General features: G+C 43.4%; 9 protein-coding genes, 2 rRNA genes and 1 other annotated feature (2 of these 12 running past the window's edge). All 11 genes read left to right on the top strand.

The features are described 5' to 3' along the window. A 23S ribosomal RNA gene (locus tag NSS60_RS00510) occupies positions 1-2271 on the top strand (it extends 656 nt beyond the left edge of the window). Between the two features lie 204 nt (positions 2272-2475). Continuing rightward, a 5S ribosomal RNA gene (gene rrf, locus NSS60_RS00515) occupies positions 2476-2592 on the top strand. 168 nt (positions 2593-2760) lie between these two features. Continuing rightward, positions 2761-3222, top strand: a complete 462-nt coding sequence (locus tag NSS60_RS00520) for a CtsR family transcriptional regulator (protein ID WP_004888615.1) — start codon at positions 2761-2763, stop codon at positions 3220-3222. Between the two features lie 14 nt (positions 3223-3236). Beyond that, a complete protein-coding gene (locus NSS60_RS00525; RefSeq protein ID WP_004888616.1) occupies positions 3237-3782 on the top strand; it encodes a UvrB/UvrC motif-containing protein in 546 nt (181 codons plus the stop codon). Positions 3783-3786: 4 nt separating this feature from the next. Then, positions 3787-4851 (top strand): protein arginine kinase, encoded by a 1065-nt coding sequence (locus tag NSS60_RS00530; RefSeq protein WP_004888618.1) that lies wholly within the window; start codon positions 3787-3789, stop codon positions 4849-4851. A gap of 20 nt (positions 4852-4871) precedes the next feature. Then, complete coding sequence (gene clpC, locus NSS60_RS00535) at positions 4872-7304, top strand: ATP-dependent protease ATP-binding subunit ClpC (protein WP_004888619.1); 2433 nt, start codon at positions 4872-4874, stop codon at positions 7302-7304. A 58-nt stretch (positions 7305-7362) separates the two neighbouring features. Then, complete coding sequence (gene radA, locus NSS60_RS00540) at positions 7363-8757, top strand: DNA repair protein RadA (protein ID WP_004888620.1); 1395 nt, start codon at positions 7363-7365, stop codon at positions 8755-8757. An 89-nt stretch (positions 8758-8846) separates the two neighbouring features. Next, on the top strand, positions 8847-9935 hold the full coding sequence (locus NSS60_RS00545) for a PIN/TRAM domain-containing protein (RefSeq protein WP_004888622.1): 1089 nt from the start codon (positions 8847-8849) through the stop codon (positions 9933-9935). 19 nt (positions 9936-9954) lie between these two features. After that, entirely contained in the window at positions 9955-10641 is a 687-nt protein-coding gene (gene ispD / locus NSS60_RS00550) for a 2-C-methyl-D-erythritol 4-phosphate cytidylyltransferase (protein WP_004888623.1), read from the top strand. Further along, positions 10641-11123 (top strand): 2-C-methyl-D-erythritol 2,4-cyclodiphosphate synthase, encoded by a 483-nt coding sequence (gene ispF / locus NSS60_RS00555; RefSeq protein ID WP_004888624.1) that lies wholly within the window; start codon positions 10641-10643, stop codon positions 11121-11123. The genes ispD and ispF overlap by 1 nt, the downstream gene beginning before the upstream one ends. 63 nt (positions 11124-11186) lie before the next feature. Further along, positions 11187-12647 (top strand): glutamate--tRNA ligase, encoded by a 1461-nt coding sequence (gene gltX, locus NSS60_RS00560; protein WP_004888626.1) that lies wholly within the window; start codon positions 11187-11189, stop codon positions 12645-12647. Between the two features lie 42 nt (positions 12648-12689). Then, positions 12690-12802: a binding site (T-box leader), on the top strand (it continues 107 nt past the right edge of the window).

Consider the following 12802-nt stretch of genomic DNA (forward strand, 5'->3'; position numbering starts at 1 on the left):
AAAAGACGGAGCCGTAGCGAAAGCGAGTCTGAATAGGGCGTATAGTACGAGGTCGTAGACCCGAAACCAGGTGATCTACCCATGTCCAGGGTGAAGGTAGGGTAATACCTACTGGAGGCCCGAACCCACGCACGTTGAAAAGTGCGGGGATGAGGTGTGGGTAGGGGTGAAATGCCAATCGAACTTGGAGATAGCTGGTTCTCCCCGAAATAGCTTTAGGGCTAGCCTCGAGTTGAGAGTCTTGGAGGTAGAGCACTGATTGGGCTAGGGGCCCTCATCGGGTTACCGAACTCAGTCAAACTCCGAATGCCAATGACTTATGCTCGGGAGTCAGACTACGAGTGATAAGATCCGTGGTCAAGAGGGAAACAGCCCAGATCACCAGCTAAGGTCCCAAAGTGTACGTTAAGTGGAAAAGGATGTGGAGTTGCTTAGACAACCAGGATGTTGGCTTAGAAGCAGCCACCATTTAAAGAGTGCGTAATAGCTCACTGGTCGAGTGACTCTGCGCCGAAAATGTACCGGGGCTAAACGTACCACCGAAGCTGTGGGACGATTTACGTCGTCGGTAGGGGAGCGTTCTAAGGGCGTCGAAGCTAGACCGGAAGGACTAGTGGAGCGCTTAGAAGTGAGAATGCCGGTGTGAGTAGCGAAAACAGAGGTGAGAATCCTCTGCACCGAAAGCCTAAGGTTTCCTGAGGAAGGCTCGTCCGCTCAGGGTTAGTCGGGACCTAAGCCGAGGCCGAAAGGCGTAGGCGATGGACAACAGGTTGATATTCCTGTACCACCTCCTCACCGTTTGAGCAATGGGGGGGACGCAGGAGGATAGGGTCAGCGCGCGACTGGTTGTGCGCGTCCAAGCAGTTAGGTGCCTCAAGTAGGCAAATCCGCTTGAGTAGGCTGAGCTGTGATGGCGAGGGAAATAAAGTACCGAAGTGCCTGATTCCACACTGCCAAGAAAAGCCTCTAGCGAGGTGAGAGGTGCCCGTACCGCAAACCGACACAGGTAGGCGAGGAGAGAATCCTAAGGTGCGCGGGAGAACTCTCGTTAAGGAACTCGGCAAAATGACCCCGTAACTTCGGGAGAAGGGGTGCTCCCTCGGGTGAATAGCCCAGGGGAGCCGCAGTGAAAAGGCCCAAGCGACTGTTTATCAAAAACACAGGTCTCTGCGAAGCCGTAAGGCGAAGTATAGGGGCTGACACCTGCCCGGTGCTGGAAGGTTAAGGGGAGCGCTTAGCGCAAGCGAAGGTGCGAACCGAAGCCCCAGTAAACGGCGGCCGTAACTATAACGGTCCTAAGGTAGCGAAATTCCTTGTCGGGTAAGTTCCGACCCGCACGAAAGGTGTAACGACTTGGGCACTGTCTCAACGAGAGACCCGGTGAAATCATAGTACCTGTGAAGATGCAGGTTACCCGCGACAGGACGGAAAGACCCCGTGGAGCTTTACTGCAGCCTGATATTGAATGTTGGTGCGACATGTACAGCATAGGTGGGAGACTGAGAAGCCTGGACGCCAGTCTAGGTGGAGTCGCCGTTGGGATACCACCCTTGTCGTACTGAGATTCTAACCCGCACCCCTGATCGGGGTGGGAGACAGTGTCAGGTGGGCAGTTTGACTGGGGCGGTCGCCTCCCAAAGCGTAACGGAGGCGCCCAAAGGTTCCCTCAGAATGGTTGGAAATCATTCGAAGAGTGTAAAGGCAGAAGGGAGCTTGACTGCGAGACCTACAAGTCGAGCAGGGACGAAAGTCGGGCTTAGTGATCCGGTGGTTCCGAATGGAAGGGCCATCGCTCAACGGATAAAAGCTACCCCGGGGATAACAGGCTTATCTCCCCCAAGAGTCCACATCGACGGGGAGGTTTGGCACCTCGATGTCGGCTCATCGCATCCTGGGGCTGTAGTCGGTCCCAAGGGTTGGGCTGTTCGCCCATTAAAGCGGTACGCGAGCTGGGTTCAGAACGTCGTGAGACAGTTCGGTCCCTATCCGTCGCGGGCGTAGGAAATTTGAGAGGAGCTGTCCTTAGTACGAGAGGACCGGGATGGACGCACCGCTGGTGTACCAGTTGTCCCGCCAGGGGCACAGCTGGGTAGCTATGTGCGGAAGGGATAAGCGCTGAAAGCATCTAAGCGTGAAGCCCCCCTCAAGATGAGATTTCCCATCGCGTCAAGCGAGTAAGATCCCTTGAAGATGACAAGGTAGATAGGTCCGAGGTGGAAGCGTGGCGACACGTGCAGCTGACGGATACTAATCGATCGAGGACTTAACTAAGCACACAAGAAAAGCGTAGAACGGTCCTTGGCGAAGCCAAGGAAACGTCCGACGGAGCCGAGAGCTTTTGACGAAGACGTGCTTGCACGTCGAACGGAAAAAGCGAAAGGCGTAGGAGGATGTTAGTTCGAAGCTAGACAGTAAGAAAAGCGAAGGCGACTGTTCTGTTATCTAGTTTTGAAGGAATTATCCTTCAATATATTGCTCGGTGACGATGGCGGAGAGGTCACACCCGTTCCCATCCCGAACACGGAAGTTAAGCTCTCCAGCGCCGATGGTAGTTGGCGGGACACCGCCTGCGAGAGTAGGACGTTGCCGGGCAAGGAAAGACCAAGACAAATTTTGTCTTGGTCTTTTTGTTTTATATCGTGAATGCAATGGGTAAAATATATAAGAAAAAGAAGGGAATCCTTGCATTTTTGAAGAAATCCGTATATATTAAAATTAAAGTCAAATATAGTCAAAGTCAACTGGCAGAGGAGGGATTATGTGAGGAATATCTCTGATGTCATTGAGCAATATTTAAAACAAGTATTAAATATGAGCGGAAAAGATATCGTTGAGATTAAACGAAGCGAAATTGCAGACAAGTTTCAGTGTGTTCCTTCGCAAATAAATTATGTCATTAACACACGCTTTACGTTAGAAAGAGGATACATTGTTGAGAGTAAACGAGGTGGCGGCGGCTATATTCGCATAATGAAAGTGAAAAATCAAAATACTTCTCAGCTTATTGATCATTTATTGTCACTTGTCCAAGAAAGAATTAGTCAAACAAATGGAGAACATATTATTCAACGCTTATTAGATGAAAAGGTAATTTCAAAACGAGAAGCGAATATGATGTTAAGCATCATTGATCGCACGGTTTTATCTCTTGACCTTCCTCATCGTGACGAGTTGCGTGCGCGCATATTAAAAGCGATGCTGACATCGTTAAAGTATATGTAGAGAGGGTGAATACTTTGATATGTCAAGAGTGTAATCAACGACCAGCAACGCTTCATTTCACTAAAATTGTTAATGGGGAGAAGACAGAATTTCATCTTTGTGAGCAATGCGCTCATGAAAAAGGCGAAATGTTTATGTTTCCGCATCAAGGAGCTTTTTCAATCAATAATTTAATTGCAGGACTATTAAATAATATGGATGCATCACTAAAAGAGCCAAAAGCTCCCTCTTTTCACAATGAACATATATTACAATGTGAGCGTTGTAAAATGACATACACCCAATTCGTTAAAGTCGGTCGTTTTGGTTGTGCGAGTTGTTATGAAACGTTTCGTAGCCATTTACCACCTATTTTTCGAAAGTTACATGGAGGACATGTAGCGCATGAGGGGAAAATTCCGAAGCGAGTAGGAGGTACGTTGTACGTCCGTAAGCAAATCGGGCAGTTGAAACAAATGTTACAGGAGCTTATTGCTAAAGAACAATTTGAGAAAGCTGCTGAAGTGCGTGATCAAATTCGAGAACTTGAAGCAGAATTACATGCGGAAGGGGGCGCCTAATTATATGAATGAACATTTGTTTTTCCAACGCGCTCTCAGTCCATGGATGAATGAAGAGGGGCCAGATTCTGATATTGTACTTAGTAGCCGTATTCGTTTAGCGAGAAATATGAGAAAATATCCGTTCCCAACGGTATTTACAAATGAGGAAGCAATGCAAATTGTTCAGTTGTTTGAACGATTATTTTCACAAAAAAGTTTCGATCGTATCGGTTCTTTTTTCTTATTAAAAATGAATGAATTACAATCTATTGAAAAACGTGTATTAGTTGAAAAACATTTAATTAGCCCTCATTTAGCTGAAGATTGTACGTTTGGTGCGTGTTTATTATCTGAACAAGAAGAAGCAAGTATTATGATCAACGAGGAAGATCATATTCGTATTCAATGTTTATTTGCTGGTTTTCAGCTGAAAGAAGCATTGAAAATGGCAAATGCTTTGGATGATTGGATTGAACAACATATTGACTACGCTTTCGACGAAAAGTACGGTTATTTGACGAGCTGTCCAACGAATGTCGGCACAGGTTTGCGAGCATCTGTAATGATGCATTTACCGGGTCTTGTGTTAACACAACAAATGAATCAATTGATTCCTGCGATCAACCAGCTCGGTCTAGTTGTTCGCGGCACGTATGGAGAAGGTAGTGAGGCGTTGGGGAACATTTTCCAAATTTCTAATCAAATTACACTTGGAAAAAGTGAAGAGGATATTGTTGAAGATTTAACAGGAGTTGTTCGTCAACTAATTGAACAAGAACGAATGTCGCGTGAGGCATTAGTCAAAACTTCTAACATACAATTAGAAGATAAGGTATATCGTTCTTACGGTGTGCTAACGAACAGCCGGATCATTGGTTCAAAAGAGGCTGCCCAATGTTTATCTGATGTACGACTAGGCATCGATCTCGGATATATTACGAACGTACCAAAAACAATTTTAACGGAGCTAATGATTTTGACGCAGCCCGGCTTTTTACAAAAGTATGCTGGTGGTGCATTACGCCCGCAAGAACGTGATGTTCGTCGTGCATCGCTCATTCGTGAACGATTACACCAATGGAAGTGAATTAAAGGAGGTTGATGAAAATGATGTTCGGACGTTTTACAGAACGAGCACAAAAAGTGTTAGCATTAGCGCAAGAGGAAGCGGTTCGATTGGGGCATAACAATATTGGAACAGAGCACATTTTGCTCGGTCTTATTCGAGAAGGGGAAGGAATTGCAGCAAAAGCGCTTATGGCGCTCGGATTAGGGCCAGATAAAATTCAAAAAGAAGTAGAATCGCTTATTGGACGGGGAAATGAAGTTGGGCAAACGATCCACTATACGCCACGTGCCAAAAAAGTGATTGAGCTTTCAATGGATGAAGCTAGAAAGCTTGGACATTCTTACGTTGGTACAGAACATATTTTACTTGGCCTTATTCGTGAAGGAGAAGGTGTAGCGGCACGCGTTTTAAATAATTTAGGAGTAAGCTTAAATAAGGCTCGCCAGCAAGTGCTTCAATTATTAGGAAGCAGCGAATCTGCCTCAGGACATCACGGGGGAGCAACGCATGCGAATACGCCGACGTTAGATAGTTTAGCTCGTGATTTAACAGCGATCGCACGCGAAGGCGGTTTAGACCCTGTCATTGGAAGAAGTAAAGAAATTCAACGTGTGATCGAAGTATTGAGCCGCAGAACGAAAAATAACCCTGTTTTAATTGGGGAACCAGGGGTAGGAAAAACAGCCATTGCCGAAGGACTAGCTCAACAAATTGTCAATAACGAAGTGCCAGAAACACTTCGTGATAAGCGTGTCATGACGCTTGACATGGGAACGGTCGTGGCAGGTACAAAATATCGTGGAGAATTTGAAGATCGTTTGAAAAAAGTGATGGATGAAATTCGTCAAGCAGGAAATATCATTTTGTTTATTGACGAATTGCATACGCTCATCGGAGCTGGTGGCGCAGAGGGAGCTATTGATGCATCAAATATTTTAAAACCGTCTCTTGCACGTGGAGAGTTGCAATGTATTGGCGCAACAACATTGGATGAATATCGCAAATATATTGAAAAAGATGCGGCGTTAGAAAGACGTTTTCAACCAATTCATGTTGGTGAGCCAACAGTTGAAGAATCGATCCAAATTTTAAAAGGGTTGCGAGATCGTTATGAGGCTCACCATCGCGTTTCGATTTCAGATGAGGCAATTGAGCAAGCTGTGAAGCTTTCAGATCGCTACATTTCAGATCGATTTTTACCAGATAAAGCAATTGACTTAATTGACGAAGCTTGCTCGAAAGTACGTTTACGTTCGTTTACGACACCACCAAATTTAAAAGAGCTTGAACAAAAACTTGAGGAAATTCGTAAAGAAAAAGATGCAGCGGTACAAAGCCAGGAGTTTGAAAAAGCAGCATCATTACGAGATGCAGAACAAAAATTGCGCGAACAACTTGAAGAAACGAAACGAGCATGGAAAGAGAAACAAGGTCAAGAAAACTCCGAAGTAACTGTAGAGGACATCGCAGCTGTTGTATCTAGCTGGACGGGAATCCCGGTTTCCAAATTAGCTCAAACAGAAACAGAACGGTTGTTAAAACTAGAAGAAATTTTACATTCCCGTGTGATTGGACAAGAAGAAGCTGTCAAAGCAGTTGCAAAAGCAGTTCGTCGCGCCCGTGCAGGCTTAAAAGATCCAAAACGCCCAATCGGTTCGTTTATTTTCCTTGGTCCGACGGGTGTCGGGAAAACAGAATTAGCCCGTGCGCTTGCAGAAGCGATGTTTGGTGATGAAGATGCAATGATTCGAATTGACATGTCTGAATATATGGAGAAACATTCGACATCACGTCTTGTCGGTTCACCTCCGGGATATGTTGGCTACGAAGAAGGTGGACAATTAACGGAAAAAGTTCGTCGCAAGCCGTATTCTGTCATCTTATTAGATGAGATTGAAAAGGCTCATCCAGACGTATTTAACATTTTACTACAAGTATTAGAAGATGGGCGTTTAACGGATTCGAAAGGACGGACAGTTGATTTCCGAAATACGATCATTATTATGACATCAAACGTTGGTGCGGATGCGCTGAAGAGAAATAAATACGTTGGCTTCAATGTGCAAGACGAGAGTCAACAGTACAAAGATATGAAAGGGAAAGTGATGGACGAATTGAAAAAGGCGTTTCGTCCGGAATTTTTAAACCGAATTGATGAAATTATTGTGTTCCATTCGCTTGAGAAGAAACATTTGAAAGAAATTGTTTCATTAATGGTTGAGCAATTGAAAAAACGCCTACAAGAACAACAAATCGATTTAGAGTTAACCGATGCCGCAATTGAAAAATTAGCAGAAGAAGGTTACGATTTAGAATATGGTGCACGTCCATTGCGTCGCGCGATTCAAAAACATGTTGAAGACCGTTTATCTGAAGAACTGTTAAAAGGAACAATCGGCAGCGGACAAAAAGTTGTCATGGATGTAAAGGACGGACAGTTTGTTGTGTTGACAAAAGAGACAGTAAAATAACGAAAACAAGGTATGCTTACACGCATACCTTGTTTTTCATCATGAAAGGAATGGAGTTATGGTTAAGCGGAAAACAAAGTTCGTTTGCCAACATTGTGGATATGAAACGGCGAAATGGATGGGGAAATGTCCGGGGTGCCATTCGTGGAATGCGATGGTTGAAGAAACAGAAATAGTAAAACCACACACCCGAGCATTATTTGTGCATACAGAAGGTGGAACAACTAAACCTGTATCGATTACAACGGTGGAAACAACGCAGGAGCCGAGAATTGATACGAAGTTTACAGAATTTAACCGCGTGTTAGGAGGCGGCATTGTTCGTGGTTCTCTCGTTTTGATTGGGGGGGATCCGGGTATTGGGAAATCGACGTTGTTGCTACAAATTTGCGCTCAACTTGCAAGCGATGACTACTCCGTTTTATATATTTCGGGGGAAGAATCGGTAAAACAAACGAAGTTGCGTGCTGAACGGTTGCATGTGACAGCTAAACATTTATACGTTTTATCTGAAACAAACTTAGAACATATTATCCAAACGGTTGACGAGATGAAGCCAGCGTTTGTCGTTATTGATTCCATCCAAACGATATATCGATCAGAAATTACATCGGCCCCAGGGAGCGTTTCACAAGTTCGTGAATGTACGGCAGAGTTAATGAGACTAGCTAAAACAAAAGGTATTGCGATTTTTATAGTTGGGCATGTTACAAAAGAAGGAGCGCTTGCAGGACCGCGCATTTTAGAACATATGGTTGATACTGTATTATATTTTGAGGGAGAGCGTCATCATACGTATCGCATTTTACGGGCAGTGAAAAATCGATTCGGTTCCACAAACGAAATCGGTATTTTCGAAATGAAAGAAATGGGGCTTACTGAAGTCAAAAACCCGTCGGAAATTTTTTTAGAAGAGCGTTCGAAAGGTGCAGCTGGCTCAACGGTCGTCGCTTCCATGGAGGGAACAAGACCGGTATTAGTGGAAATTCAAGCATTAGTATCGCCAACTAGCTTTGGAACGCCACGTCGAATGGCGACAGGAATAGACCATAATCGCGTATCTTTACTAATGGCTGTGCTTGAAAAAAGAGTTGGTCTGCTTCTTCAAAACCAAGATGCATATTTAAAGGTGGCTGGTGGCATAAAGTTAGATGAACCTGCGATTGACTTAGCGATTGCGGTAAGCATTGCATCTAGCTTTCGAGATCAACCGACAAATCATACGGACGTTGTAATCGGGGAAGTTGGATTAACAGGGGAAGTGCGTCGTGTCTCCCGCATTGAACAGCGTGTACAAGAAGCTGCTAAACTTGGCTTTCAGCGCATCATTATTCCGAAAAGCAACATCGGTGGGTGGAACATTCCAAAAGGTGTTGAAATCATCGGAATAGCTAATGTCGAAGAGGCGCTATACTACGCATTAGGAGAAGGGAAAAATGGTCCAATATTTTAACAAAACCATTAAAAAATGATTAAAAATGATGTTCAGATTGGTTTCAAACATTGGAAACTGTTTATAATGTAATAGAGGAGGTGAAAAACGTGTTAAAACGAATTGTGCAAGCATCTTTTTTAATTACTGGGGGAATGTTAGGAATTATTTTCTTTCCTACTTTGTTGAAAATGTTACATTTAAACGATCTTCCTTATGTCAATAGCCCATATGTAGCGGCTCCAGTTGGTGCGATCATCGTATTCCTTCTCACGTTCTGGTTAGTCGATCATGTGGTTGGACTTATTCATTGGATGGAAGAAACGTTAGTCAAAGCACCTGTAACTGATTTATTATTTGGAAGTCTCGGTTTGATTTTCGGCTTGATTGTAGCCTTTTTAGTCATTATTCCATTAAACTCTATTCAAATTCCGCTTGTTAATACGATATTGCCTATTTTTCTTACGCTATTGTTAGGATATTTAGGATTTCAAGTCGGATTTAAAAAGCGCGATGAGTTAATGGGCTTATTTTCGTTGTCAAACCGAAGTGGCAAGAAAAAAGGTGGCGAAGAAGAGGAGAAAAAAGGAAAATCGCTAAAGATTTTAGATACGAGTGTCATTATTGACGGGCGTATTGCGGATATTTGCCAGACGGGCTTTTTGGAAGGGACGATTGTTATTCCTCGTTTTGTCCTAGAAGAATTGCAACATATTGCTGATTCTTCGGATGCACTAAAAAGAAATCGTGGACGGAGGGGGCTTGATATTTTAAACCGTATCCAAAAAGAGTTAGCCATTAACGTTGAAATATACGAAGGCGACTTTGAAGGAATCCAGGAAGTTGACAGCAAGCTCGTCAAATTGGCTCAATTGACATCAGGGGTTGTTGTGACAAATGATTTTAATTTAAATAAAGTATGCGAACTACAAAATGTTCCCGTATTAAATATTAACGACTTAGCGAACGCGGTAAAACCAATCGTTCTTCCGGGGGAAGAATTGAATGTTCACGTCATTAAAGACGGAAAAGAACAAAATCAAGGTGTTGCTTATTTAGATGACGGAACGATGATCGTTGTAGAAGATGGGAAGGACTATATCGGAAAACGAGTCGATGTGCTTGTAACGAGCGTGTTACAAACTTCGGCTGGAAGAATGATTTTTGCTAAAATAAAACTACTTGAAAAAGCATTATAAGCTGTTAGGAGATAGGAGAATGAATTACCATGTCGTTATACCGGCAGCTGGTCAAGGAAAACGAATGAATGCAGGAATAAATAAACAGTTTATTGAGCTTGAAGGAGTACCCGTTATTATTCATACGTTACGTGTATTTGAAAGAGATGATTTTTGTCGAGGTATTGTGTTAGTTATTAACGATCAAGAACGTGACCAATTTGTTCGTATGCTTCATTGTTTTGAAATAAAAAAAGTGAATGCCCTTGTTTCAGGAGGGGAAGAAAGACAGCAGAGCGTCTATAACGGACTAAAAGTGGTCAACGATGGTCACATTGTGCTCATTCACGACGGTGCTCGTCCGTTTGTAACAATCAAGAAAATTCACGAACTTGTGCATGCAACAAAGGAGACGGGAGCAGCTGTGCTCGCTGTTCCTGTCAAGGATACAATGAAACAGGTGGTCGATGGCCATATTGAGAAAACGGTCGATCGATCGAGCTTGTGGGCTGTGCAAACGCCACAAGCTTTTTCCATGTCATTAATTCTTAATGCCCATGAGCGGGCAAAAAAAGAGCGATTTATCGGAACAGATGATGCCAGTCTTGTTGAGCGGATGGGTCATCGTGTCGTCATTGTCGAAGGTGAGTATACAAACATTAAACTAACGACACCGGAAGATTTATTATTTGCGGAAGCGATTTTACGTGCGAGAGGGGATCGATGATGTATCGAATTGGACAAGGGTTTGATGTTCATCAGTTTGCTGAAGGGCGTCCGCTTATCATTGGTGGAATCAACATTCCGTATGAGAAAGGATTGCTCGGACATTCTGATGCGGACGTGTTGTTGCATGCGATTGCTGATGCTTGTTTAGGAGCCATTGGTGAAGGGGATATCGGAAAACATTTCCCTGATACAGATGAAGCATACAAAGACGTTGACTCTGCGCTACTTTTACAACACGTATGGAAACTTGTTCGTCAACACGGGTATACGCTTGTTAACGTTGATTGTACGATTATTGCGCAAAAACCAAAAATGGCACCACATATTCCAAATATGCAAAAACGTATTGCTGAATTGTTAGAAGGGGATATTTCACAAGTTAACGTCAAGGCGACGACAACAGAAAAACTTGGCTTCACAGGGAGAGAGGAAGGAATTGCCGCACAAGCTGTTGTTTTGTTACAAAAAAATAATGAATGATGGATTTTGTATGCGGTTTACGGTACAATGAGGTACAGAAATTAGGTAGATGGAGGTCATGACATGACACAGGAAGTAAGGGTGCGCTACGCGCCAAGTCCGACGGGTCATTTACATATTGGTGGTGCGCGCACAGCGTTGTTTAACTATTTGTTTGCTCGTCACCATCATGGGAAATTCATCGTTCGCATTGAAGATACAGATATTGAGCGGAATGTAGAAGGTGGCGAACAATCACAGCTTGAAAACTTGAAATGGCTCGGTATTGAATATGATGAATCGGTAGACAAAGACGGAGGATATGGTCCTTATCGTCAAACGGAGCGTCTGCATATTTATCGCCAATATACAAACGAATTGTTAGAAAAAGGCTATGCGTATAAATGTTTTTGTACGCCTGAGGAGCTAGAGCAAGAGCGTGAGGCACAAAAAGCGGCGGGCATTGCGGCACCGCAATATAGTGGCAAATGCCGTCATTTAACGCCAGAGCAAGTTCAACAGCTTGAATCTGAAGGAAAACCGTATACGATTCGTTTAAAAGTACCGGAAGGAAAAGTATATGAATTTGAAGATATGGTGCGCGGTCGTGTATCATTTGAATCGAAAGATATTGGCGATTGGGTGATCGTAAAGGCCAATGGCATCCCGACGTACAACTTCGCTGTCGTCATTGACGATCATTTAATGAAAATTACACATGTATTCCGCGGTGAAGAACATTTATCAAACACACCGAAACAGTTAATGGTGTATGAATATTTCGGTTGGAAGCCACCAAAATACGCACATTTAACATTAATTGTAAATGAAAATCGTAAAAAATTATCAAAGCGCGATGAGTCAATTATTCAATTCGTTTCTCAATATAAAGAACTCGGATATTTACCAGAAGCGATGTTTAACTTTTTTGCGCTATTAGGTTGGTCGCCAGAGGGAGAAGAAGAAATTTTCACGAAAGAAGAGCTTATTCGCATGTTTGATGTGTCCCGTTTATCAAAATCGCCATCGATGTTTGATAAACAAAAGCTGACATGGATGAACAATCAATATATTAAAAAGCTTGATTTAGATCGGTTAGTGGAACTATCACTTCCACATTTAGTTCGAGCTGGTCGCTTGCCAGAACAAATGACAGATGAACAAAAACAATGGGCTCGTGATTTAATCGCACTATATCAAGAGCAAATGAGCTACGGCGCTGAAATTGTTGAGCTGTCAGAGTTGTTCTTTAAACAAGAAATCGAGTATGATGAAGAGGCAAAGGCTGTTTTAGCTGGCGAACAAGTGCCGAATGTACTAAAAGCATTTTACGAGCAAATGGAACAGCTTGCAACGTTTGATAGTGACCACATTAAAGCAGCCATTAAAGCGGTACAAAAAGAAACGGGGCAAAAAGGGAAAAACTTATTCATGCCGATTCGTGTGGCGGTAACAGGGCAAACGCACGGTCCCGAACTTCCAGAGGTGATTCGTTTGCTCGGAAAAGAAGCGGTATTGTCTCGATTAGTAAAATTCATCCGTTAACATTTCCTCGTTTATATAATAAAATAGGTGTAACCTATATTGGTGAAAGCGTTGATGAGGAGAAGTAAAAAGAATCAGCATGCCAGAGAGAACCACCTTGGCTGGAAGTGGTTTATGTTTGATTCTTTTGAAATGCACCTCGGAGCCTCCTTTCG

Origin of the sequence: Anoxybacillus sp. FSL W8-0382, assembly GCF_038003845.1 — a bacterium.
Taxonomy (GTDB): domain Bacteria; phylum Bacillota; class Bacilli; order Bacillales; family Anoxybacillaceae; genus Anoxybacillus; species Anoxybacillus flavithermus_G.